Genomic DNA, 20825 nt, shown 5'->3' with positions numbered 1-20825 from the left:
CTCCGGCTGTGCCTCGGCAGTGGCGACAAGTATTGCCACGCGCCGGACTTGGCGCGATTGTTTGCGGTCGACTTGCGTCGGCAGGGAGGTCCCGGCGATGGCGCAGCTCATGCTCATGGACCAGGCCATCGGCACGTGGCCGGTCAGCGCGGGCAGGAACGCCTACGTCTACGTCGTCTACCGCGGCTCCTCGGTGAGCGACTTCATCGAGAAGGTCTACCAGGAGACGCCGGACCGCGTGATCACCTCGATGTCGATCTACGCGCATGCCGCCGGCTCCCAGGTGCAGAACTGGGAGAAGCGGCGCACCGAAACGTCGGTGGCCGGCTTCACCCTGGGACAGACCGTGGGCGACATCAATCTCCATCTGTTCGCCAAGCTGAAGAGCCTGTTTCCGAAACCCCGGACGTATATCTGCAATCTGCTGTCCTGCAACCAGGCGACCTCGGGACCGGATTATGCCGATCCGGCCGGGTGGGGCACCTCGGGCAAGAACCTCGAGCTCTGCAAGCTGCTGGCCTACTACCTCAATCAGTACGTCAGGGCATCGGACGCGCCGCAGCACTTCGACACCCACCAGGGACCTCTCGACAGGATCATGGGCGAGCGCAACGTCGATTTCGGCACCTGGGAGGGCAACGTCTATTTGTTCAGCCCCGACGGCAACACGTACAAGGACAAGCCGAAGGGCAGGTTCTAGCGGCGGCAAGGGGAGGCCGGCGATGGATCGCAAAGCGGCGTTGCTGGGCGGCGTGCTGGCGATCGCCGGCCTGTCGTCGCCCGCGCAGGCGGCGGCGACCTTCGTCTGGACCTGCAACATCGAGGGCGCGCCCGCCCGGCTCACCGCGCGGGTCGAGGCGATCAGCCCGGCCGGCGTGTACATGGATCCGCAGGGATTCTTCGCCGGCTCGATCGCCAGCGGCGAGGTGAACTTCTACTACGGCGGCTCGCTGGTCTCGGCCAGCGCGCGCTACAGCTTCACCGGGCAGAACCAGTACGCCGACTTCGTCGACCTGCAGAGCAACGCGCGCTTTCGCGTGCAGATGATCGTGCAGGGCCGCAGCCTGGTGATGGTGGTCAATCCCTTCGGGCCGGGACCCGTGCGCTACGCCTGCCAGCTGGCGTCGTAGCCGGCGCGCCCCCAAGCCTGGCGATGGCCATGTGCGATCGCAGCGCTCCCGCATCGTTACGATTCGATAACGCCGTCGCCTGTGGACTCGCGCTTTTGCGCGGTCTTATCCTGTCGGCATCGGAACACAGGGGAGAGCGCCATGAAGGCCAGCCAGTTGCAGGTCGCCGACGTCATCCTGTCGACGACGTCGGCCGCGGTGTCGAAGGCCATCAAGGCGGGCACGGCGGCGAGCTACAGCCACGCCATGCTCTATGTCGGCGACGGCAAGGTGGTCGAGGCGGTGGCCAACGGCGTGGTGCATCGCTCGATCAAGCTGGCGCTGGGCGACGCGAGGCTGGCGAGCGCCTTCCGGCTCAAGGACCTGTCGAAGGAGAAGGCGCAGAAGATCGCCGACCACGCCATCTCCAAGGTCGGCGGCAAGTACGCCTATGGCGGCGTGTTCGGCGGCTCGGGCCTGGTCTCGATCCTCACCCTGCCGCAGCAGCCCTGGCTGCACCTGGCGCGCTGGGGCGCCAACAAGGTCAAGACCGGCGTCGGCTCCAAGCGCACCTATTTCTGCAGCGAGCTGGTCGAGGACGCCTTCGAATCGCAGGAGCTGACGGTCAGCCGCTACTACCCGTCGATGACCAATCCCGGCGACATCGACGAATACAGCGAGCGCAACCCGACCAAGTTCCCCAAGCTCGGCGAGCTCGAGCTGCCGCCGGATATCGGCTGAGGTTGCGGCCGCGCTCTCTGGCGCCATTCAAGCAATGCCGACAGAACTTGAATAGCGTCGCCGCTTGGGAACGTCGCCTTCAATAAGGGCGGGGCGCGCCGGCGATGCTACGCTCGCGCCTTGAGCACGAAAGGAGGAGCGATGTCGCAGACGACCACCAGGACCGATGTCGACGAGGCGCTGATGCGCGAGATCTCGGCGGCGTTCAACAGCCGCGACGCCGACCGCATCGCCGAGTGCTTCGCCGACGACGCGGTGTTCTATCTCTCGCGCGGCCCCGAGCCGACCGGCCGGCCGCGGGGTATCCGGCCGCTTGCGGAAATTGCGTAAACTACGTATTTTACGCAGCAAGTGAGGAGGCCAGCCATGGCGGCGACACGCGGCGTGCCGGCGACGGAGTTCTCGCGCAACTTCGCGCGCTACAGGGACGAGGCGATCGAGGCCAAGGTCATCCGGGTGACCAGTCATGGCCGGGTGATCGGCGCCTATCTGTCGGCCAGCGAGGCGGCGCACTACGAACGGCTCAAGCGCCGCGAGCGGCAGTCGCTGATCGTCGGCGCCTTGCCCGACGACGTCGTCGCGGCGATCGAGGCGGCGGAGTACGGCCGGGAGCCTGAGTGAGCCTGCCGGTCCCGAAGCCGGGCCTGGTGATCCGCTACAGCTTCCTGTGGAGCGACGAGCACGCCGAAGGGGCGAGGGAAGGCGCCAAGGACCGCCCCTGCGCGATCGTCGTCGCCGTGCGCCGCGATGCGCACGGCGATATCCGGACCATCGTCGCGCCCATCACGCACCTTCGGCCGCGCGACCCGGCGACGTCGATCGCGATTGCGCCGGCGACGTGCCGGAGCCTGGGCCTCGACGAGGGCCGGCACTGGCTGCGTCTCGACGAGCTGAACAGCTTCGCCTGGCCTGGCTACGATCTGCGGCCGATTCCCGGGCGGCGCGAGCGTTACGACTACGGCATGCTGCCGCCGCGTCTCTTCGAGCGGCTGCGCGCCGGCATCCTTGCCCGGCAGAAGTTGCGGGCCACGCGCGTGCTGCGACGCGACCTCGAGTAGCGGACCTGCATGGGCGACCGGCGCTGTCTAAGCAATGTCGACAAAACTTGAATAGCGCCGCCGCCCGGGAATGTCGGCTTGACCAAGGGCGGAGCGCGCCGGCGATGCTATGCTCGCGCCTTGAGCACGAAAGGAGGAGCGATGTCGCAGACGACCACCAGGACCGAGGTCGACGAGGCGCTGATGCGCGAGATCTCGGCGGCGTTCAACAGCCGCGACGCCGACCGCATCGCCGAGTGCTTCGCCGACGACGCGGTGTTCTATCTCTCGCGCGGCCCCGAGCCGACCGGCCGGCCGCTGCGCGGCAAGGAGGTCATCCGCAAGGCGATGGCCGATCGCTTCAAGGTGATCCCCGACATGCGCTGGGAGCACAAGAAATACGTGCTGGCCGGCGACCACGCGGTCTCGGTGTGGACGGTCAAGGGCCGCGGCGCCGACGGCGAGGAGCTCAACTACCAGGGCTGCGACATCTACCGCTTCAGGAACCGCAAGATCGTCGAGAAGGACACCTACTGGAAGATCGTCGAGCACAAGGACCGGCTGTAGGGCTCTGCGTCCTGGCTTCCCCCGGAGGGGGAAGGTGGCGCGCAGCGCCGGAAGGGGGATGTCCCGACAACACCGCTGTCCGTCTTCGACATCCCCCTTCCGCCCTTCGGGCACCTTCCCCCTCCGGGGGAAGGGCAGGGGCAGCGCTTTACCTCGCGCGTCGTTGATGCTGCCCGGCCGCGGCGTGAGTGTCGCGCGATGGACGGGCTGGTGTACTTCGAGGATCTCGCGGTCGGCGCGGCGTTCGAGAGCGACGCGGTGCAGGTCGATCGCGCCGAGATGCTGGCCTACGCCGCGCGCAACGATCCATGGCCGTTCCACGTCGACGAAGCGGCGGCCACGTCGGGCGCCTATGGCGGCCTGATCGCCAGCGGCGGCTACACCATCACCCTGACGTACCGGCTGGGGCATCGGATCTACAACGTGCCCGGCCGGCGCTGGGCGGTGATCGGCGCGCGCCAATGGCGGGTGAAGTTTCCCGCGCCGGTGCGCGCCGATGATCGCCTGCGCCTGCGCATCACGGTCCAGGACAAGCGTCCCTCGAGCCGTCCCGAACGCGGCCATTTCGACCTGCTCTACGAGCTGCTGAACCAGCACGACGCACTCGTGCTGTGGGTGCTGATGGCCGGCCTGATCGCGCGCCGGCCGGATGACTCACTGTCATCCCGAGCGCAGCGAGGGATCCAGGAGGGGCCGTAGATCCCGCGCTGCGCTCGGGATGACAGGTGCCGCTAGCGTGTCACGGTCTCCGCCGGCAGCGCCGAGAGCAGGGCGAGCAGCCTTGCCCGCTCGGATCTGCGCGAGGCCTCCGACGCCTCGATGACCGCCAGGCTGGTCAGGGCCTGCGCCAGCGCTTCGCCCTCGAGCCCGCTTCCTTCCGCAAGCGCGCGCTGGCCCGTGGCGCTCTCCTGGGCAAGCGCGATCAGCAGGTCGGTGAGCGCGAGCTGCTTCTCGAGCCGGGCTCGCTCGCTGGCGACCGTGGTCGACCTCGGGACCATGAAGCCCAAGCCGTAGCACGGCCGTTCGTTGCAATCGATGCGCAAGAGGGCGTGGAGCCGCCGGCGCGCCGGCTTGTTCGCGCCCTGGCTCACATCCTTGTTGAAGAGAGGCGCGGGCTATGATAGAGGTTGCGATATTGACGATAAGTTAACGATCCCTTCACGGCACGAAAGCACATGCCAAGCGGCCGATGGGGGACAAAAATAACGTAAAAACAACATGATAACGAATACATATCAGGGGATTTGATGATGCCGGCCTCCATTTCACGAGCAGCGCCCAGCGCCCTCGATTCACGCTCCCGCAGCTACGAGAAATCCGAGCGGGCTTTTCGCACGATCGGTGAGGTTGCGATCGAGCTCGACGTGGCCCAGCACGTCCTGCGGTTCTGGGAGTCCCGGTTCAGCCAAGTTCGGCCGGTCCAGCGTGCCGGCGGCCGGCGCTACTATCGCCCCGAGGACGTCGACCTGCTGCGCCGCATCCGCGGCCTGCTCTACGAACAGGGCTACACCATCAAGGGCGTGCAGCGCCTGCTGAGCGGCGGCCGTGCCGCGCAGCTCGCGATGGTCGAGCCCGCCGCCGCGAGCCTGCCGGCGCCGGTCGAGCCCGCCTTGCCGAAGCCGAAGGGCAAGCTCGACGCCGCCCAGCGCCAGGAGGTCGAGACCCTGCTCGCCGACCTGACGAACGCGCTGGATCTGCTGCGCACGACGCTTCGCCAGCAGTAGCCGCGATCGCACCCCTGTCATCCCGAGCCCACCTGTCATCCCGAGCGACTGCGAGGGATCCAGGGCCGGCCGTAGATCCCTCGCACTCGCTCGGGATGACCAAACTGCGTCAGACGCTCCTGCCGGTGGTGTAGTCGGACGAGTCGCTGGGCTGCGCGGCATCGCCGCGCTGGCCTTCGCCCTCGGCGGTCTTCGCGCCGTGTCCGGCCTGCGCGCCGGCGGTGCGGCCGCGCCGGCCGCGAATGTCCTCGTCGCTGCCGCCGGGCAGGGCGGCGCTGTCGCGGCCCTGCGCGTTGTTGCGCGCGGATTCGCCGGCGCCGGGATGCAGGCGCTCGCGCTCGCGCTCCGAAGGCTGATCGTGGTCGATCGGCATCGCTTGCCTCCATCACTGGCAGGTCAACCGCCACGCCGCGGCCGGGTTCCGCGTGCTTGACCTGCGTGGCCCGCCGCCACCAGCCTGCCGGCCTGCGGGCGGATGAAGCGCGCGCGGGCGCTGTCGGCGACGACGATCAGGATCTTGGGCGGACGCCTGGCCATGGTGCTGCCTCGTGGTGTCGGAGGCGTTTTTACTTCCCCCGGAGGGGGAAGGTGGCGCGCAGCGCCGGAAGGGGGATGTCTCAACGAAACCGCTGTCCGTCTTCGACATCCCCCTTCCGCCCTTCGGGCACCTTCCCCCTCCGGGGGAAGGGAATTGGCCTACGCGACGGGCGGCGCGCTGTCGTGGGTCTTCACATCGCCGCGGCGGCGGCGGGCGTGATCCTCGAGCCGGCGGCGCGCGGCGTCGAAGGCGTCGGGGAAGGCCACTGTGCCGCAAGCCCGCTTGCGGCGGGTTGAGCGAGATCAATCAGGGCAGGCGGGTGACCTGGCTGGCGGCGATGCGCCAGACGCCCGCCTCGCGCACGAAGACCTGGGTCCAGCGAACCTCGTAGGCCGGGCCGTCGGCGCTGACCGACAGCGGGCTGCGGCCGGTCAGCACCGCGACGGTGCCGCCGGCGAACAGGCGCAGCCGCCATTCGCCGATGCCGGCATCCTCGATCATCGCCCGGCCGATCAGCAGGCGGGTGACATGCGCGTCGCGATCCTCGATGGCGCCGGACTCGTCGATGTGGCTGAAGCCGTCGGCGAACATCGTCGAGAGCCTGATGGCGTCCTTGGCCCGCATCGCCTCGTGCATCGCATCGCGCAGGGCCATCAGGTCCTTCTCGACGGCCAGCGCCTCGGTCATCGGCCGCGCCTGGGCCGTTGCGCCGGCGAGCGCAAGCACGAGCAGGGCGAGGATCGGAAGGCGCACGATCATGGTGGTCCCGCGAAGGCCCCGGACGGGGCGGGCTGCCCAGATAAACGCGCATCGCGCCTGCGCGTTGCCTCTGTCTTGCTTCCCCCGGAAGGGGCAGGCCCTACTCGATCAGCTCGTCAGCCCGCGCAAGCAGCAATGGCGGCAGCACGACGCCAAGCATGCGCGCGGTCTTCAGGTTGGCCACGAGCTCGAACTTCGACGGCAACTGGATCGGCAGTTCGCCCGGCTTCTCGCCCTTGAGAATGCGATCGACATAGCCTGCGGCTCGGCGAAACAGATCGGCGATGTCGGGGCCGTAGCTGAACAGGGCGCCGGCCCGCACGAATTCGCCGTGCTCGCCCACGACGGCGAGGCCCGCATCGGCGGCGAGGCGACAGATGTCGCGCATGAGAGTCGTGGTGAGAAAATCCCGAATGACGATCAACGCCCCGCCCCCTGCCTCGCGCAGCTTGCGGATGTGCCCTTCGAGCAGAGCAACGGAGGGCGCTTCGACCGACAGGCGCACAGGCTCGAGGCCCTGCCTGCGGGCGTCAGCCATCGTCTGCTCGCCCCATGCCCGGAACGTCGGATCCGTGGCGTTGTGCAGCACGCCGACGACCTTCAGGTGCGGCAAGACCTCCCTGATCATCTGGATGCGCTTGGCCGCGAGGTCCTCGCCGAATGCGGAGAAGCCCGTGACCGTTCCGCCAGGCCGAGCGAGGCTCTCGAACAGACTCTCCTCCGTGCGATCGGCTGGCAACGCGATCGCGACGATCGGGATCTTCGTCATGCGCAGGATGGCTCGCGTGGCGGCCGGGCCGGGCGAGAGAAATACGTCGACAGGACGGCCTATAAGCTCGGCAATCAGCTGCAGCCCCCTGTGCACATCGCCATCGGAGCTGCGCGCCTCGATCAAGACCGTGCGCCCTTCGATGTGCCCGAGGTCGCGCAAGGCTTCACGAAAGGGATTGAGCGTCCGATTGTCGGCCGGGGTCGAGGCAAAGCCGACAAAGCCCACAGTCGGCAGCCGCGCTGCGGGCTGCGACCAGCCCGGGCTGGACAGCAACAGACCCGCCGAGCCGATCAGAATCTGGCGGCGATTCATGCGCCAACTATAGCAGAGTTCATGTCCGCAGGCACAAAGCCCCGCCGCCTTGATCTGGATCAATGCGGCGGCGAAATCGCCGGTCCAGCCTGCCGGGCCCTGTCGGAGGCCCTGCATGCCGGTGGATCGCGCTTCGGTGCTCGTCGTCGAAGACGAGGCGGCCCTGCGCCGGACCATCGCGGCGTTTCTCGGCCGACGGGGCTTTCGCGTGCGCGACAGCGCGGACGGCGAGACGGCGGCGGCGATCCTGGGCGAGGACAGGCACATCGACATTCTCTTCTGCGACTTCAACCTGGCCGGCACGATGAGCGGGCTCGACCTCGCGGCCTGGACGCGCGCGCATCACCCCGAGGTGCGCATCCTGCTCACCACGGGCGCGAAGCTCCCGGCCGGCTGCGAGCAGGGCGTGCTCGACGCGCCGCCGCTGCGCAAGCCCTACTCGGCCGACGACGTGCTGGGGCGGATCAACGCGCTGATCGGCGGTGGCGCATGAAGGTCACGCCGGTGCTCTTCCGCTGCCCGGCGCGCGGCATGCTGGTGCAGTGGCAGTACACGCCGCAGGAGCCGGCGGCGGACGGTTCCGTCGCCGTTCGCATCGAGCTGGTCGACTGCCCGGCCTGCGCCGGCAAGCACCTGTTCAACGCCGGCACCGGCAAGCTGCACGCGCACCGCGTGCCGGAAGCAAGCGGCGACTGAAATCAGATTCACCCTGTCATCCCGAGCGCAGCGAGGGATCCAGGGCGGCCGTAGATCCCTCGCTGCGCTCGGGATGACAGGGCGGCGCCGAATTCGGGCTCGTCGCTCTAGAGTCTTCTGTCCAGGTCTTCTGGGATCGCCGGCGTCCCGCCGGCATCATCGTCGATACAGCGAAGAAGAGCCGGCGTGACGCCGGCGGTCCCAGAAGACCTGGATCGCTGCGCTGACAGATTGCGGCTATGCCGCCGGCAGGGCGATGACGAAGCGCGCGCCGCCTTCGGGGCGGTTGGACGCGCCGATGGTGCCGCCCATCTCCTCGACGATGCGCCGGCAGATGCGCAGGCCCAGGCCGGTGCCCTTGCCGCTGGGCTTGGTGGTGACGAAGGCGGTGAACAGGCGCGCCAGCACGGCCGGCGTGATGCCCGGCCCGTCGTCGTCGACGACGATGTCGATGAACCGCCGCGCGCCGTCGTCCGTCGCGCGCAGCGCCGCGGCGATCCGCAGATCGCGTGCGCCGGCGTCGCGGGCGTTGTTGATCAGGTTGATCAGCACCTGCTCGAGCTTGCCGGCGTGGCCCAGCACCTTGGGCAGGTCGCGCGCCAGAACGGGCTCGATCGTCAGGCCGGCGTGACGCGCGGCCGCGGCGGTGATGCCGATGGCGTCCGTCACCGCCTGCGCGGCGTCGAAGGGCTGCGGCCGCTCGCCGCCGGTGCCGCGGGCGAAGACGCGCAGATCCTCGATGATGTGGTTGGCGCGCTCGACCTGGCGGTCGATGGCGCCGAGCTTCTCGACCACCAGCGCGGTCTCGTGCGGCTCGTCGAGCGCCGACTCGCAGGCCATCATGATGACCTGCAGCGGCTGGCGCAGCTCGTGCACGACGGTGGCCGCCATCTCGCCCAGGGTCGCCAGCCGGTCGGCGTCGTGCAGCGCGCGTTCGGCCGCCTGGCGCTCGGTGTCGTCGACACCGAGGAAGACGATCTGGCGCAGGCAGCGATCGGCGCCGACCACCGGCTTGGCGGTGACGGCGAGCACGCGATCGGCGCCTGCGCCATCAGGCAGCGTCAGCGTGAAGCGCACCGGCTGCGCGTCCTGCCTGCTCAGCTTGCCGGCGCGCCAGCGCGCCAGGATGGCGGGATCGAGGCCGGCGGTGACGATGTCGGCGGCGGCCTCGCCTCCGGCGCCGTCGGCCCGGCGCAGCTGCCTGAGCTCCTGGTTGGCCAGCCGCACGGTGAGGTCGCGATCGACCAGCAGGATCAGCGCGCCGCTGGCGTCGACGATCGAGCGCAGGCGCTGGCGCTCCTCGCGCAGCCGCCGGGTCATGGTGAAGGCGACGCTGACGTCGCGCAGCACGCCGACCGCGACGGTGCCGTCGGTGTCGCCGGCGAAGGGCCGGCCGTAGCGCATCTCGACATGGCGCAGCAGGCCGTCGGCGGTGACCATGTCGTACAGCCGCTGGCGCGTCTCGTTGTCGCTCGAGCGCCGGAAGGCCAGCGCGTGCCGGCGCGCCTCGCCGACATCGTGCGCGGCGATGAAATCGAAGATGCTGCGCCCGACGATGGCCTGCGGCGAGACGCCGAGCAGGGACAGCACCGTGGGGCTGGCGTAGACGAAGCGGCCCCTGGCATCGAGGCCGAAGAGCGTGTCGGACACCGACTCGAAAAGCGCGCGGTAGCGGCCGACCTGCTGCTGCAGGGCGAGCACGCCCTCGGCGTCGGGCGGCTCGCTCGGCTTGGCCGGCCGCGGCCTCAGGCGCAGGGCGGCCAGCCCGATGGCGCAGGCCGCCAGCGCCAGCACGCCGGCGTGCTCGTCGCCGGCCAGCGCCGCGGAAGGCCGCACGATCAGCAGGGCGGCGAGCCCGGCAATGCCGAGCGCACCGGCCAGCAGGACGAGCCAGACATCGCGATGCGCCGGCCCCAGAAACGGCCAGCGCCGCGCAGGCGCGTCCGGTACGGCGGTGACGCGGCTGACGGTCATCGAAGGCGGCACGAGAGGCCTCCCTGGAGCCCGCCGCTGCCCGGCTGCTTTGCCTCGGTCTGTACCTTCCCCCGGAGGGGGAAGGTGCCCGAAGGGCGGAAGGGGGATGTCGAAGACGGACGCCTGATGCGTTGAGGCATCCCCCATCCGGCGCTGCGCGCCACCTTCCCCCTCCGGGGGAAGGGAAGTCGGAGCTCCATGTGCGATTGCCTTCCCGGGACCGTTGGGCGCGAATGCGCAAAAAGAGGAACGCCGGGCACTTGCTGCCCGGCGTTCATCAAACCTTACATCGCTGGCGGTGGATTTGATCTGGATCAAGCCACACGCTGGAATTGCATCCGATCCGGTTCCTTCGACCCCCGCCGGGCTACTCGACGATGCGCAGGGTCAGCTCGCTGGCGCCGGCGAGGCTCTGGGCGGCGGCGATCTTGAAGGCCTCGATCATGCCGTCGACCGTGCTGGTCGTGTAGGTGTAGGTCTTGCCGTCCTCGTCCGGGCTGGCGCAGTTGATGCGGCGGGCGTTGTTGGTGCTGCCCGAGACCTTGTAGCCGACGGTGTAGATCTTGATGCCGGCGGCCTTGATCTGCGTGCACAGCTGCTCGAACTGGTAGTTCGCCGTGCCGTTGGCCGACTCGTAGTAGGTGTTGAAGTCGAAATCCGAGAGGATGACGATCGCCTTGTAGGTCTTCTCGGCGTCGTAGGTGTTGGGCGCGGTGGTGCCGGTGAAGATCGAGCTCCACTTCGGCGACAGCATGTACCAGGACCAGGCCAGGCCGATATGCGCCGCGGTCGTGCCGCCGGAGGTCAGGCCGTTGACCGCCGTTTCCAGGCTGGTCTTGCTGCTCGACAGCGGGCGGATGACGTTGGCCGCGCCCGGCGTCTGCGAGGTCAGGCCCATGACGTAGCTGGCATAGTCGCCCAGCGCGCTGAGCTTCTTGATCTGGAAGTCGCCGAAATACTTGTTGGTCGAGTTCGGCACGTTGTCGGAGAACCTGTAGGTGCCGCTGCGCTCGACGACGCCGGTCCAGCTGCCCGACACGTTCTTGTTCGTCGCCGTCTTGAAGTAGGTGCTGCCGACGTTGACCGAGGAGGAGAACGGCGCCAGCGCGACGCGCGAGGTGTAGGTCGTCTGGCTCGACTGCACGACGGTGCCGATCAGCTCGATGGCGGCGCTCTGCTGCGCCTGCATCTTGGTGACGCCCTTGACCTCGGTGCCGCTGGCCATCGACGAGGACACGTCGAGCACCATGGCGACCTCGAGGTTCATCTTCTGGATCGGCGGCGAGAAGGCCACCGCGCGGCTGCTCACCGTGCGCGCCGAGGAGCCCATCACGACGTGGCTGAACAGCGAGGGCAGGTTGCGCGTGGCGACCACCTCGACCGCGCCAATCTTGCCGGCATAGGCGCCCGAGGTCGGCGGCGAGTTCACCACCAGGCTCTGGCCGGTGCCGTCGGCGGCATAGCCGTTGCGGGCCGCGTCGCGCTGGGCGAAGGCCGTCGCCGTGGTCTTGTCGAGGCCGGTGGCCAGGGCGCGGGCGGCACCCAGGGCGGCCGAATCGGCGATCTGCCGCACGCGCTGCTTCTCGACGTACCAGGCGCCGGTATCGACGCCGACGCCCAGCGCGCCGACCAGCACCGGCGTGGACAGCGCGACCAGAAGCGTCGTGCCGCCGGACTTGTCGGCGAGCAGACGGCGCGCGGCCTCACGCCACCGACGAGGCAAATATCCCTTGATGGTCATTGTCTTCCCCATTCCCCGGCCGGCGTGAACCCGGCGCGTTCCATTCAGTTGGTTTTATCAATACGTCAAATAAGCGTTATTTGAGGATTAATGATCCATTCTGGTGGTTTCGTCAACAGAGACCGTAAGCTATTGATATTACGGAGATTATGGGGGCACAATTCATCGTTAAAGTGACAAACGAGAGGGCGGGTTTCTTCATATGGAATAACCAGTTAGCGACGAAACCTCGCCTTGATCCACAGGTTGGGCGCTGTCGCACATCAAGTGCGAGGAAAGCCCGCGCCACGATCCCCATGAATCACGACGACGCCAGGCGGGCATTGCCGCCTGGCGTCGGGCAGGCGTCTGTCGTGCGGCCGGCGGCCGCTATTCGACGATGACGGCGGCGACGGTCCTGGGCTTGGGCAGGACGGAGCCCATCGCGCCGCAATCGTGGGCCGCGATGGAGCCCGAGCCATTGAGCACGATCTTGAGCGCGATGATCGACATGCAGGCCTTGCCGATCGCCTGCACCGTGCTGGTGCCGTTGACCAGCACCGAGCGCGACGGCGCGTAGATGACGCCCGACACCTGGTCGCCGCTGCTGCCGGTGAGGTAGACGCCGTACTCGGCCACGGTCGGCGAGGCGCGGCGGTCCTGGTAGACGGCGACGCCGACATAGGGCTCGCCCGAGCCGGGACCGGGCGCCGGCAGGACGACCCGGCCCGAGCCGTTGGAGAACAGGCCGCCGATGTTGCCGGCAGAGTTGGCGGTGAACACCAGGGTGACGCCGAGATTGCCGGTGCAGGTCGGGCAGGTGATGTTGCCCGAGCCGGAGTTCTTCACGTCGCCGCGGTCGATGTAGTAGGTGCCGGGCTCGAGGAAGAGGTTGTTGGAGCCGGGATTGAGGATGCCGCCGCAATAGCGGCCGGGCTGGATGGTGACATTTCCGCTTACGGTGAAGTTGGTCTTGGTGCAGCCGCCCGTCAGGTCCGGCTGGCCGAGGCCGGCGTAGGGATCGGGGACGCCCTCCGGCAGATAGGTGGCGGCCGGCTGGATGAAGGTAATGCTGCCGCTGCCGTTGGCGAAGTGGTCGCCCTTCAGCAGGCCGGTGTAGCCCGAGATGAGGCCGCTGCCGTTGAGGTAGAGCGAGCGCGCGTGCGTGGAGTGCGCCGCTATCGAGCAGTTCAGGGCGACGATGCTGCCCGAGCCGTTCATGAAGATCGCCTTGTCGCCCGAGCCGATCAGCGACATCAGGCAGACCGACTTGTGGATGTCGGGATCGATCATGGTCTTCACCATGCCGACGGCGCGCGCCGAGAGCGTGCGCGCGCTGCTGCCCATGAAGTAGCCGGCGAACATCAGGCTCAGCCGCTTGGTGACGATCGCCTCGACCGCGCCGTCCTTGCCGGCAAAGGCGCCCGAGGCCGGCGGCGAGTTGACTGTCAGCGTCGAGCTGGCGCTGGCGACGTAGCCGTTGCGGCCGGCGTCGTTGGTGGCGACGGCGACGATGACGGCGTTGATCTGGTCGGCCGCCTTCACGCGCGCGCCGCCCAGCGCCGCGGCGTCGGCGACCTGCTGCAGCTTGCGCTTCTCCACGTACCAGGAGCCGACATCGACGCCGATGCCGAGCGCGCCGGCGAGCACCGGCAGGGCGAGCGCGACCAGAAGCGTCGTGCCGCCGGCTTTGTCGCCGAGCAGACGGCGCCATGAGGCGGGAATTGAAAGAGCGGGCATGTTGGTAGTCCGGCGAATATGTGTGTCGGTATGAATACTTGAATCGACTTGTGACGAGTTACGTCCAATGCCGGCCAAATTGCATACGCGCCGAGATCTTGTCACGCCGATGCGGGTCCAGTTTGGACCGATCCTCCTTCGGGCCGCGCCGCTCCAGCGGCGCTCATGATGCGTCGCTGGAGCGACGCGGCCCGAACGCCATGAAGATGCTGCCTGGACGGGGAGCGCCGGTGCTGCCGCCGTGCGCCGCGGCCTATACCGGCAGCGGGTTGCGGTTGAGGCGCTGCGGCCGCTGGCCGACGTCCGGATCGTTGCCGCCCTGGTCGCGGAAATTGTAGGTGAGCTGCTGCGGCGTGGCGACCGGGTGCTGGGGGAAGCGCACCTTGTGCCGGGCGATGCTGCAGCCGAGGTACTTCACCTTGCCGTCGGGCATGAAGTCCCAGACCGGCCCGTCCCAGTCGCCGAACCGGTCGTAGTCGCGCATGATGAAATGGTCGGTGGTATAGGTCGTCTGGAATCCGTTGGTGTCGTAGTTGTCGCCGAACTCCTCGGACTGCACCAGCGAGGAGGCGCGCACGACGGCGCCCGCGGTGCGCGCCAGGGTCAGGCAGAACTCCAGGCCGTTCTCGCGGTACGACATGGGCAGCTTGCGCCACTCCTCGGTCCGCTTTTTCAAGCGGGCCGTTGAGTCCGCGTCCAGGCGGGTGACGACGTTGCGGCCGTTGATGTTCTGCATCCGCACCGGATCCTTGTCCATGCCGCCGTAGTACGCCTCGAGCACATCGGCGCTGTACTGGAGGGTTCCCTCGTTGAACGTGGCGAAGCTGATGCCCGCGACCTTGCAGGCCATGACCTCGATCAGGCCGCCATGGGCCATGACCGCGCGCAGCATGCCGCCGAACTGCGCGACGTTGTCGTTGGTGATGTTGCCGCTGGGCACCACGATCGTGCCGGGCAGGCCATGCGACTGGATCTCGAGATTGGTGATCTTGCCTTCGCGCCGGCGCCGCACCAGGGCGGTGAGGTCGGTCACCGCCGACTGCCAGGTCTTCTTGCCCCAGACCAGGTACTTGCTCCTCTCGTCGTTGACGCCGACGGTGATGGAGCCGTCGCTGAACAGCAGCACGTAGCGCATCGCAGCAGCCTCCCGACACGACAGCGGCCGACGCTATCGGGGCGGCGGGCGGCGCGCGCCCTTCATATGAAGGGGTGCGCCGCCGTGACCGAGTTCTGTCCGCACTTCGGTTCGTGCCGGGCGGGGGAACGGCGCGCCGCATCCGTCCGTTTGATCATCCCGTGAATTGCATGGAGCACGAGCCATGGCTGACCAGATCGTGACCAACCCCGGCGGTGGCGGCGGCCACGGCGGGCTCTACTTCGTCGTCGGTGCCATCGTCGTCGCGCTCGCCGTCGTGGTGGCGTTGTTCACCGGCGTGTTCCGCACCGATCCGCAGACCGCGCGCAACCCGGCGAAGGAGATCGACATCACCATCAAGCCGCAACCGCCCGCCGCGCCGGCGCCGACCAAGTAGCGCAAGTCTTCCTTCCCCCGGAGGGGGAAGGTGGCGCGCAGCGCCGGAAGGGGGATGTCTCAACGAAATCGGTGTCCGTCTTCGACATCCCCCTTCCGCCCTTCGGGCACCTTCCCCCTCCGGGGGAAGGAAAGACCGAGGCGGGATTGCGACGCCGACCGCGACATTGCGCGCACGAACCCGCGTCGCGGCCGGCGCGTTGTCCGGGTCACCTTATCGCTGGAGGACGCGCGTGACCCCACAGGAACGGTCCGCTCGTTGCGAGATGCTCGCCCGCCAGGTGCGGCGAGCCGTGATCGAGCTGACACACGACGACGCCGTGCGCCTGACCTCGATCCCCGAGGTCACGCGCCATCTGGGCGTGCAGGACGGCTACCTGCTGCTCGACGCCCTGGAATTCGCCGCGCGCCAGGGATGGATGACGGTCGCCTCCGGCATCATCTCGGTCGAGGATCGCTGCCTGCGCGCCGAGGCCAGGCAGGCGCGGCGCGCGCAGGCGGCGGCGACACGCCAGGCACGCGCCGGCCGGCGCCGGCACCTCGTTGCCACGCACGCCGCGCGCGAGCGCGCGCGCGGCTAGAGGCGAGGATCAGCGCATCACCGCCGCGCTGTACAGGATGTCGGTTGTACCTTCCCCCGGAGGGGGAAGGTGGCGCGCAGCGCCGGATGGGGGATGTCGAAGACGGACATCGGTGTCGTTGAGACATCCCCCTTCCGCCCTTCGGGCACCTTCCCCCTCCGGGGGAAGGGATGATCGATCCTACGCCGCCCTTCTGAGCGCCGTCAGGTCGTCGTCGGACATCACGACGATGCGCTCGGTGACATGGCCGCAGGCGGCGCAGGTGAAGAACTGGTCCTCGAAGCCGCTGATCTGCGGCTCGCGCCGCACGTGCCAGTTGGGCCCGCCGCAGGCCTCGCATTTGGGCCAGTCATTGAGCTCGCTCATCGCGCCACTCCTCGGTTGACGGCCAAAGCTGCACGCCGGCCATTACGCCTTCGCGTCGGGTCGATCACATCTGCGAGTCGGCCGGCCGCTCGCCCGGCAGCGGCGGCGGATCCTTCGGGCCCGAATCGCGCGGCACGATCGAGCCGACCGCCTGGCCGCGCGACTCGTCGAGCGGGGCGCCGTCGGCGTCGTGCAGCGCGGGGCGGCGATCGCCGGCGATGCTGCCGGCCGGCGCCAGCCGATCGGCGCCGGCGCGCGCCTCGGGCGGCGGCGCGTCGCTGCCGCCGAGCAGGCCGCAGCCCGAGAGCAGCCCGACGGCCACCAGCGCCGCCACCGTTCTCGTCCCATTCGCACCGCGACTGCGCATGTCCTGACGCTCTCGTGTTCGGGCCCGTGTCCGGGGCGCAGAGGGGAACAGGATTGCGGCAACAATCCGTTCCCGTGCCGCGTTCTTGCGGTGATGAAGATCACCATCGAACCCACCGGCGACGTCGCCCAGCTCGCCAATGCCAGCCAGGGCGCGGTGTGGAAGGGCGTCACCGAAACCGGCACGCCGGTGATCGCGATCGTCGTGACGCTGGGCTGCCGTCCCGAGCACCAGGCCGACTTCGACCGCGATTTCGGGAAGGTGCAGCCCGAGCCCGACACCGCTGCCGACGGCGAGACAGACGACGGCGCGCCGCAGGTGCCCAAGCCGCAGCCGGCGTGAGCAACGCGCGCGCGATCGCGGCGTTGTGCCGGATCGACCCGGAGGAACGCCCATGAACGCGACCGGCCTCGCGCTCGTTCTGATCGTCGCCGGCGCCGCCGCGCTGGCGCAGAATCCCACCACCGGCGGCCTGCCCGGACCGGGCGGCGGCAACCCGCCGACCGGCTGGTCGGGCGGCGCGACACCGCCGGGCATGGATACCGGCAAGATGCATCCCGACAGCAAGGGCCAGCCGGCCGGTCCGTCGACTGGTCCGTCGACCGCGACCTCACCGCCGCCTGGGGACGCGGTGCGCGTCACCAGCGAGTCGCAGGCGCGGCGTGTGATCGAGGCCGAGGGCTTCACGCGCGTGCGCGCGCTCAGGCGCGAGGCCGACGGCACGTGGAGCGGCCGCGCCGTCCGCGGCACCTCGCACGTCGCCGTGCGCGTCGATCAGCGTGGCAACGTCAGCGCCGAGTAGGCGCATCCCAAGCGCAGCGAGGGATCCAGGGGAGTTGCCTGGATCCCTCGCTGCGCTCGGCATGACAGAGAGATTTCCGGCTCCGGGAGCGCCGGCGTGCCGTCTCGCCTCAGGGCGAACGAAGCTGCATGCCGGCGATCAGCCAGACCCCGGTGCGCCAGAACGACCAGACCAGGATCAGGGGCGCCACGCCGACCATGCCCAGCAGCGCCAGGCGCAGCCACAGCGGCACGCCGACCTCGTCGGCGAGGCCGGCCGCCTGCTGCTGGCTCCACACCGCGCAGATGTCTGCTCCGCAGGCGACGATGCCCATCGCCCATACGCCGAGCGCGACGAGACCCAGCAGCCGTGTCGTCCTACTCAACAAGGACGAGCGCCAGGGTCTGGGGTTTCGGCAACTCCGCGCCCATCGTGGAGCAATCGGAAACCTCGTAGGCGCCGGAGCCGTTGAGCAGGATCCTGCGCGCGACGATGGACATGCAGGCCAGGCCCGACACCGTGCTGGTGCCGTTGACCAGCACCGTGCGCTTCGGCGTATAGATCACGCCCGACACCTGGTCGCCGCTGCTGCCGGTGAGGTAGACGCCGTATTCCGCGGCCGTGGACGAGGCGGCTCGGTCCTGGAAGACCACGATGCCTGGATAGTCGGGGTGGTTCGATTGCGCCGGCAGCACGATCCTGCCCGAGCCGTTGGAGAACAGGCCGCCGATCGATCGTCCCTGCGTCGCCGTGAACACCAGCGTGACGCCGCCGCCACCCTGGGTGACGATGCTGCCCGAGCCGGAGTTGGTCACGTCGCCGCCATCGATGACATAGGTGCCGGGCTCGAGCGTCAGCGTGCCGGAGCCGGAGTTCAGGATGCCGTTGCAATAGCGACCCGGCGAGATGGTGGTGTTGCCGCTGGCGACGAAGCTGGTCTTGTCGCAAGCGCCGGCATCCGGCGGGGCGAGGTCGGCGTGGGGATCCTCGACCTTGGTTTGTCTCACGCCCGCGGCAAGCACGATGCTGCCGCTGCCGTTGACGTAGTAGGAGCCGCCGGGCAGGAAGCCGACATATGCCGAGATCATGCCGCTGCCGTTGAGATACATGGCGCGGGCATGCTCCGAATGAGTCGCCATCGAGCAGTGCGCCATCATCTTGCCCGAGCCGTTCAGGAAGATCGCCTTCTCGCCCGATTCCATCAGCGCCAGCATGCACACGCCTGTGCGGATCTCGCCGTCGGACACGACCTTCACGGCGCCGACCGAGCGGGCCGAGAGCGTGCGCGGCGCGCTGCCCAGCGCAATGCGGGAGAACAGCGTCTTGAGCTGCGTCGTGACGATCGCTTCGACAGCGCCGACGTGCTCGACATACGCGCCGGAAAGCGGCGGCGTGTTGATCTCCAGCGTGTGGGTGGTGCTCGAATAGCCGTTGCGCGCGGCATCCCTGGTGGCGACCGTGACGACGACGCTGTCGGACTGGTCGGCGGCCTTCAGGCGCGCGCCGCCCAGCGCCGCGGCGTCGGCGATCTGCTGCAGCTTGCGCTTCTCGATGTACCAGGAGCTGACGTCGACTCCGATGCCCAGCGAGCCGATGACCACCGGCAGCGCCAGCGCCGCCAGTGCCGTCGTGCCGGCCGTCCTGTCCTTGACCAGACGCCTGCACCAATCAGCCAGACGCCGCGCGCGCGGCCGCGGCGGCACAGATCGAATGAGCATGTTTGACCCCAATTCGTATCCCGCCGGCGTCGCTGAGTTGGGCGCTTCTGGCGGGTCGTTTCGAAATGACTGGTTAAAACTGCTGTGAATATGTGAACGACTTTAACCGAACTACGGAGAAGAATGCCTCCGTCTGAATGTCCTATTCATCACTGGATATCTTGGGTTTGTCACGTTAATTCAACCATTTTGGATCCTTTTTTTATACTTCATATAAGACGCAAGATTACTCGCGCGACGCATATCGCGCGAGCGCCGACGCAGTCATGCACGCGCCGATCTGCGTTCTTGCCATGCCCATGAACGCACAGGGACGGGCTCTACCAGTGCGTTCGCCGCTCGCGTTGGAGCATCAGGGTCACGAGCGCCGCGGTCAGCGCCGAGACGGCGGCGACGCCGCCGACCGCCGCAAGGGGATGCGCACGCACCGTCTCGCGCGCCGCTTCGGCCTCGTGCTGCACGAACTCCCGCGCGCGATGCAAGGCGGCACCGGCGCGGCCGGCGATCTGCGCGCTCGAGGCATGGGCGATGTCGTCGGCCAGCGTGCGCGCCAGGCCGAGGATGTGCCGGCCCTTCTCGGCGAGGGCGATGGCATCGGCGCCGCCGTCGCGCGCCGCGTCCTCGATCGCGCGTTCGAGCGCCTCGAGCTGACGGGTGATCGAGCCGTTGCCGTTGCCGTGGCGGTCGGAGGAGGTGGCAGTCGCGTTCATTGCAAGAACTCCGGGGGCTAGGGTGGGATCAGCAGCCAGGCGGTGACGCCGCCGAAGAAGACCAGCAGGAATACAACCGCCGCCAGCGCGATGCGGTCGCCGGTGCGCTGGGAGATGGAGAAGCCGCGCATCGCTAGCGCAGGTGGCCGCGGCGCGGCGGCTGGCGCGGACGCGGCCTGGGCGCGGGCGGACAATCCTTCAGCCGGGTGAAGACGGCGACGCGGTAATCCTCCGTCACCAGGCAGCCGTCTCGCCACTCGCCTTCGTGCACCTCGCCGCCGGCGGTGCGGAAGACGCCGTGGCCATGCGGCCGGCCGTTGCGCATTTCGCCGACGAAGCTGTCGCCATTGTCCCAGACGAAGGAGCGCCGGCCTTCGCCGTCGTCGGCGACGCCATAGCCCTGCGCCTGCGCGGGCATACCGGCGCCCAGGGTGGCGGCGATGAACGGGACGACGAGAACAACGTTGCGCACGATCGGCACCTCGCAAGCGCCGATGCAACGGACGTCCATGCGCCGAGGTTGCGCACCAATGCCTCCCTCTCCCCGCACGCGGGGAGAGGGATTGGCTACCGCATATCGATGCGCGGCAGCGGCGCCTTGCGCGGCTTGGCGCGCGGGCAGTCGCTGAGCCGCGTGAACAGGGCCAGGCGATAGCCGCGGCTGCTCGCCAGGCAGCCGTCATGCCACTCGCCCTCGTGCACCTGGCCGGCGGCGGTGCGGAACGTGCCAGGGCCGTTGGGCTTGCCGTCGCGGAACACGCCGGTGAAGCTGTCGCCGTTGGGCCAGACGAAGGAGTGGGTGCCGTCGCCCGGCGTGCGCGGCTGGGCCGGCGCGGCCGCGGGCTGCAGGCTGAGCGCGAAGCCGAGGAGGGCGATGATGAAGGCCGTCCGACGCATGGTAAAATCCTCCTGCAATGGCGATGCAACAGGGTCGGCGGCCGGACCGTCAAGTCGTAACTCGGACTGCAGAATTTCCCCGTGAAAATAGATTGCTAGTGAACTGTATTGATGTTTAACTAGAAGGATATTCAGGCCCTGGGACACAACCCCATGGATTTCGACGGTTTCCTACTGCAGATGCG

The 20825-nt window shown here is 68.7% G+C and carries 31 protein-coding genes; 15 read left to right on the top strand and 16 right to left on the bottom strand.

Features of this window, described 5'->3' with window-relative positions:
- Window positions 1-97: 97 nt before the first annotated feature.
- From KF889_18460 to KF889_18425, 8 genes are all read left to right on the top strand, one after another.
- Window positions 98-700 (top strand): hypothetical protein, encoded by a 603-nt coding sequence (locus tag KF889_18460; protein MBX3501427.1) that lies wholly within the window; start codon window positions 98-100, stop codon window positions 698-700.
- 22 nt (window positions 701-722) lie between these two features.
- A complete protein-coding gene (locus KF889_18455) occupies window positions 723-1130 on the top strand; it encodes a hypothetical protein (GenBank protein MBX3501426.1) in 408 nt (135 codons plus the stop codon).
- 141 nt (window positions 1131-1271) lie between these two features.
- A complete protein-coding gene (locus tag KF889_18450; protein MBX3501425.1) occupies window positions 1272-1850 on the top strand; it encodes a hypothetical protein in 579 nt (192 codons plus the stop codon).
- A gap of 141 nt (window positions 1851-1991) precedes the next feature.
- On the top strand, window positions 1992-2180 hold the full coding sequence (locus KF889_18445; GenBank protein MBX3501424.1) for a nuclear transport factor 2 family protein: 189 nt from the start codon (window positions 1992-1994) through the stop codon (window positions 2178-2180).
- 36 nt (window positions 2181-2216) lie between these two features.
- The gene (locus tag KF889_18440) at window positions 2217-2471 is read left to right on the top strand and encodes a hypothetical protein (protein ID MBX3501423.1); all 255 of its coding nucleotides are present in this window, start codon (window positions 2217-2219) and stop codon (window positions 2469-2471) included.
- Window positions 2468-2908 (top strand): growth inhibitor PemK, encoded by a 441-nt coding sequence (locus KF889_18435; GenBank protein ID MBX3501422.1) that lies wholly within the window; start codon window positions 2468-2470, stop codon window positions 2906-2908. Before KF889_18440 ends, KF889_18435 begins: the two co-directional genes overlap by 4 nt.
- 141 nt (window positions 2909-3049) lie before the next feature.
- Complete coding sequence (locus KF889_18430; protein ID MBX3501421.1) at window positions 3050-3454, top strand: nuclear transport factor 2 family protein; 405 nt, start codon at window positions 3050-3052, stop codon at window positions 3452-3454.
- A gap of 198 nt (window positions 3455-3652) precedes the next feature.
- Entirely contained in the window at window positions 3653-4153 is a 501-nt protein-coding gene (locus KF889_18425; GenBank protein ID MBX3501420.1) for a MaoC family dehydratase N-terminal domain-containing protein, read from the top strand.
- Between the two features lie 32 nt (window positions 4154-4185).
- Here KF889_18425 and KF889_18420 read toward each other — a convergent pair whose 3' ends face one another.
- Entirely contained in the window at window positions 4186-4452 is a 267-nt protein-coding gene (locus tag KF889_18420; GenBank protein MBX3501419.1) for a hypothetical protein, read from the bottom strand.
- Between the two features lie 249 nt (window positions 4453-4701).
- Here KF889_18420 and KF889_18415 point away from each other — a divergent pair, with 249 nt between their 5' ends.
- On the top strand, window positions 4702-5178 hold the full coding sequence (locus KF889_18415) for a MerR family transcriptional regulator (GenBank protein ID MBX3501418.1): 477 nt from the start codon (window positions 4702-4704) through the stop codon (window positions 5176-5178).
- A 109-nt stretch (window positions 5179-5287) separates the two neighbouring features.
- Here the strand turns inward: KF889_18415 and KF889_18410 are convergent, their stop codons facing one another.
- The 4 genes from KF889_18410 to KF889_18395 all read right to left on the bottom strand — a co-directional run bounded on the left by KF889_18410 (window position 5288) and on the right by KF889_18395 (window position 7676).
- A complete protein-coding gene (locus tag KF889_18410) occupies window positions 5288-5551 on the bottom strand; it encodes a hypothetical protein (protein MBX3501417.1) in 264 nt (87 codons plus the stop codon).
- Between the two features lie 23 nt (window positions 5552-5574).
- Entirely contained in the window at window positions 5575-5715 is a 141-nt protein-coding gene (locus KF889_18405; protein MBX3501416.1) for a hypothetical protein, read from the bottom strand.
- Window positions 5716-6022: 307 nt separating this feature from the next.
- The gene (locus tag KF889_18400; protein MBX3501415.1) at window positions 6023-6475 is read right to left on the bottom strand and encodes a nuclear transport factor 2 family protein; all 453 of its coding nucleotides are present in this window, start codon (window positions 6473-6475) and stop codon (window positions 6023-6025) included.
- 100 nt (window positions 6476-6575) lie between these two features.
- Complete coding sequence (locus KF889_18395; GenBank protein ID MBX3501414.1) at window positions 6576-7676, bottom strand: ABC transporter substrate-binding protein; 1101 nt, start codon at window positions 7674-7676, stop codon at window positions 6576-6578.
- Between KF889_18395 and KF889_18390 the strand changes: the two genes are divergently transcribed.
- Window positions 7675-8052 carry a response regulator gene (locus KF889_18390; protein ID MBX3501413.1) on the top strand — a complete coding sequence of 126 codons (378 nt, stop codon included), beginning with the start codon at window positions 7675-7677 and terminating at the stop codon, window positions 8050-8052. The two genes, KF889_18395 and KF889_18390, sit on opposite strands and share 2 nt — an antisense overlap.
- Window positions 8049-8255 (top strand): hypothetical protein, encoded by a 207-nt coding sequence (locus KF889_18385; protein ID MBX3501412.1) that lies wholly within the window; start codon window positions 8049-8051, stop codon window positions 8253-8255. Before KF889_18390 ends, KF889_18385 begins: the two co-directional genes overlap by 4 nt.
- Before the next feature lie 237 nt (window positions 8256-8492).
- On the opposite strand, the gene KF889_18380 is transcribed toward KF889_18385, so the two are convergent.
- The 4 genes from KF889_18380 to KF889_18365 form a co-directional block, all read right to left on the bottom strand.
- Complete coding sequence (locus KF889_18380) at window positions 8493-10241, bottom strand: PAS domain S-box protein (GenBank protein ID MBX3501411.1); 1749 nt, start codon at window positions 10239-10241, stop codon at window positions 8493-8495.
- A 355-nt stretch (window positions 10242-10596) separates the two neighbouring features.
- On the bottom strand, window positions 10597-11970 hold the full coding sequence (locus tag KF889_18375) for a hypothetical protein (GenBank protein MBX3501410.1): 1374 nt from the start codon (window positions 11968-11970) through the stop codon (window positions 10597-10599).
- 369 nt (window positions 11971-12339) lie between these two features.
- On the bottom strand, window positions 12340-13689 hold the full coding sequence (locus tag KF889_18370) for a hypothetical protein (protein MBX3501409.1): 1350 nt from the start codon (window positions 13687-13689) through the stop codon (window positions 12340-12342).
- 253 nt (window positions 13690-13942) lie between these two features.
- A complete protein-coding gene (locus KF889_18365) occupies window positions 13943-14824 on the bottom strand; it encodes a hypothetical protein (protein MBX3501408.1) in 882 nt (293 codons plus the stop codon).
- 184 nt (window positions 14825-15008) lie between these two features.
- Between KF889_18365 and KF889_18360 the strand changes: the two genes are divergently transcribed.
- Both KF889_18360 and KF889_18355 read left to right on the top strand, forming a co-directional pair.
- Window positions 15009-15221 carry a hypothetical protein gene (locus KF889_18360; protein ID MBX3501407.1) on the top strand — a complete coding sequence of 71 codons (213 nt, stop codon included), beginning with the start codon at window positions 15009-15011 and terminating at the stop codon, window positions 15219-15221.
- Between the two features lie 232 nt (window positions 15222-15453).
- Window positions 15454-15801, top strand: coding sequence for a hypothetical protein (locus KF889_18355; protein ID MBX3501406.1), 348 nt, complete (start codon window positions 15454-15456; stop codon window positions 15799-15801).
- A 180-nt stretch (window positions 15802-15981) separates the two neighbouring features.
- Here the strand turns inward: KF889_18355 and KF889_18350 are convergent, their stop codons facing one another.
- Window positions 15982-16167, bottom strand: coding sequence for a hypothetical protein (locus KF889_18350; protein MBX3501405.1), 186 nt, complete (start codon window positions 16165-16167; stop codon window positions 15982-15984).
- 64 nt (window positions 16168-16231) lie between these two features.
- Window positions 16232-16501: a hypothetical protein gene (locus tag KF889_18345; protein MBX3501404.1), complete on the bottom strand. Its 270-nt coding sequence runs from the start codon at window positions 16499-16501 to the stop codon at window positions 16232-16234.
- A 126-nt stretch (window positions 16502-16627) separates the two neighbouring features.
- Between KF889_18345 and KF889_18340 the strand changes: the two genes are divergently transcribed.
- Together KF889_18340 and KF889_18335 are read left to right on the top strand one after the other, a co-directional pair.
- Window positions 16628-16876: a hypothetical protein gene (locus tag KF889_18340; GenBank protein ID MBX3501403.1), complete on the top strand. Its 249-nt coding sequence runs from the start codon at window positions 16628-16630 to the stop codon at window positions 16874-16876.
- 52 nt (window positions 16877-16928) lie between these two features.
- Complete coding sequence (locus KF889_18335) at window positions 16929-17336, top strand: hypothetical protein (protein MBX3501402.1); 408 nt, start codon at window positions 16929-16931, stop codon at window positions 17334-17336.
- A 109-nt stretch (window positions 17337-17445) separates the two neighbouring features.
- Here KF889_18335 and KF889_18330 read toward each other — a convergent pair whose 3' ends face one another.
- From KF889_18330 to KF889_18310, 5 genes are all read right to left on the bottom strand, one after another.
- Entirely contained in the window at window positions 17446-17700 is a 255-nt protein-coding gene (locus KF889_18330; GenBank protein ID MBX3501401.1) for a hypothetical protein, read from the bottom strand.
- On the bottom strand, window positions 17693-19033 hold the full coding sequence (locus KF889_18325) for a Tad domain-containing protein (protein MBX3501400.1): 1341 nt from the start codon (window positions 19031-19033) through the stop codon (window positions 17693-17695). The genes KF889_18330 and KF889_18325 overlap by 8 nt, the downstream gene beginning before the upstream one ends.
- Before the next feature lie 320 nt (window positions 19034-19353).
- Entirely contained in the window at window positions 19354-19743 is a 390-nt protein-coding gene (locus tag KF889_18320) for a hypothetical protein (protein MBX3501399.1), read from the bottom strand.
- 133 nt (window positions 19744-19876) lie between these two features.
- Window positions 19877-20215, bottom strand: coding sequence for a hypothetical protein (locus tag KF889_18315; GenBank protein MBX3501398.1), 339 nt, complete (start codon window positions 20213-20215; stop codon window positions 19877-19879).
- A gap of 95 nt (window positions 20216-20310) precedes the next feature.
- Window positions 20311-20640 (bottom strand): hypothetical protein, encoded by a 330-nt coding sequence (locus tag KF889_18310; GenBank protein MBX3501397.1) that lies wholly within the window; start codon window positions 20638-20640, stop codon window positions 20311-20313.
- Between the last annotated feature and the right edge of the window lie 185 nt (window positions 20641-20825).

The sequence above is a fragment of the Alphaproteobacteria bacterium genome (assembly GCA_019635875.1).
In the GTDB taxonomy this organism is placed as follows: Bacteria; Pseudomonadota; Alphaproteobacteria; order Reyranellales; family Reyranellaceae; genus JAFAZJ01.
Note: the sequence above shows the minus strand (reverse complement) of the source record. Positions and strands in the feature narration are given on the sequence as shown.

What these genes read in the sequence shown, in the direction of transcription:
- KF889_18460 (MBX3501427.1), top strand. Translation starts at nt 98, where the DNA reads ATGGCGCAGCTCATGCTCATGGACCAGGCCATCGGCACGTGGCCGGTC.
- KF889_18455 (MBX3501426.1), top strand. Translation starts at nt 723, where the DNA reads ATGGATCGCAAAGCGGCGTTGCTGGGCGGCGTGCTGGCGATCGCCGGC.
- KF889_18450 (MBX3501425.1), top strand. Translation starts at nt 1,272, where the DNA reads ATGAAGGCCAGCCAGTTGCAGGTCGCCGACGTCATCCTGTCGACGACG.
- KF889_18445 (MBX3501424.1), top strand. Translation starts at nt 1,992, where the DNA reads ATGTCGCAGACGACCACCAGGACCGATGTCGACGAGGCGCTGATGCGC.
- KF889_18440 (MBX3501423.1), top strand. Translation starts at nt 2,217, where the DNA reads ATGGCGGCGACACGCGGCGTGCCGGCGACGGAGTTCTCGCGCAACTTC.
- KF889_18430 (MBX3501421.1), top strand. Translation starts at nt 3,050, where the DNA reads ATGTCGCAGACGACCACCAGGACCGAGGTCGACGAGGCGCTGATGCGC.
- KF889_18425 (MBX3501420.1), top strand. Translation starts at nt 3,653, where the DNA reads ATGGACGGGCTGGTGTACTTCGAGGATCTCGCGGTCGGCGCGGCGTTC.
- KF889_18420 (MBX3501419.1), bottom strand. Translation starts at nt 4,452, where the DNA reads ATGGTCCCGAGGTCGACCACGGTCGCCAGCGAGCGAGCCCGGCTCGAG.
- KF889_18415 (MBX3501418.1), top strand. Translation starts at nt 4,702, where the DNA reads ATGATGCCGGCCTCCATTTCACGAGCAGCGCCCAGCGCCCTCGATTCA.
- KF889_18410 (MBX3501417.1), bottom strand. Translation starts at nt 5,551, where the DNA reads ATGCCGATCGACCACGATCAGCCTTCGGAGCGCGAGCGCGAGCGCCTG.
- KF889_18405 (MBX3501416.1), bottom strand. Translation starts at nt 5,715, where the DNA reads ATGGCCAGGCGTCCGCCCAAGATCCTGATCGTCGTCGCCGACAGCGCC.
- KF889_18400 (MBX3501415.1), bottom strand. Translation starts at nt 6,475, where the DNA reads ATGATCGTGCGCCTTCCGATCCTCGCCCTGCTCGTGCTTGCGCTCGCC.
- KF889_18390 (MBX3501413.1), top strand. Translation starts at nt 7,675, where the DNA reads ATGCCGGTGGATCGCGCTTCGGTGCTCGTCGTCGAAGACGAGGCGGCC.
- KF889_18395 (MBX3501414.1), bottom strand. Translation starts at nt 7,676, where the DNA reads ATGCAGGGCCTCCGACAGGGCCCGGCAGGCTGGACCGGCGATTTCGCC.
- KF889_18385 (MBX3501412.1), top strand. Translation starts at nt 8,049, where the DNA reads ATGAAGGTCACGCCGGTGCTCTTCCGCTGCCCGGCGCGCGGCATGCTG.
- KF889_18375 (MBX3501410.1), bottom strand. Translation starts at nt 11,970, where the DNA reads ATGACCATCAAGGGATATTTGCCTCGTCGGTGGCGTGAGGCCGCGCGC.
- KF889_18370 (MBX3501409.1), bottom strand. Translation starts at nt 13,689, where the DNA reads ATGCCCGCTCTTTCAATTCCCGCCTCATGGCGCCGTCTGCTCGGCGAC.
- KF889_18365 (MBX3501408.1), bottom strand. Translation starts at nt 14,824, where the DNA reads ATGCGCTACGTGCTGCTGTTCAGCGACGGCTCCATCACCGTCGGCGTC.
- KF889_18360 (MBX3501407.1), top strand. Translation starts at nt 15,009, where the DNA reads ATGGCTGACCAGATCGTGACCAACCCCGGCGGTGGCGGCGGCCACGGC.
- KF889_18350 (MBX3501405.1), bottom strand. Translation starts at nt 16,167, where the DNA reads ATGAGCGAGCTCAATGACTGGCCCAAATGCGAGGCCTGCGGCGGGCCC.
- KF889_18340 (MBX3501403.1), top strand. Translation starts at nt 16,628, where the DNA reads ATGAAGATCACCATCGAACCCACCGGCGACGTCGCCCAGCTCGCCAAT.
- KF889_18335 (MBX3501402.1), top strand. Translation starts at nt 16,929, where the DNA reads ATGAACGCGACCGGCCTCGCGCTCGTTCTGATCGTCGCCGGCGCCGCC.
- KF889_18325 (MBX3501400.1), bottom strand. Translation starts at nt 19,033, where the DNA reads ATGCTCATTCGATCTGTGCCGCCGCGGCCGCGCGCGCGGCGTCTGGCT.
- KF889_18320 (MBX3501399.1), bottom strand. Translation starts at nt 19,743, where the DNA reads ATGAACGCGACTGCCACCTCCTCCGACCGCCACGGCAACGGCAACGGC.
- KF889_18310 (MBX3501397.1), bottom strand. Translation starts at nt 20,640, where the DNA reads ATGCGTCGGACGGCCTTCATCATCGCCCTCCTCGGCTTCGCGCTCAGC.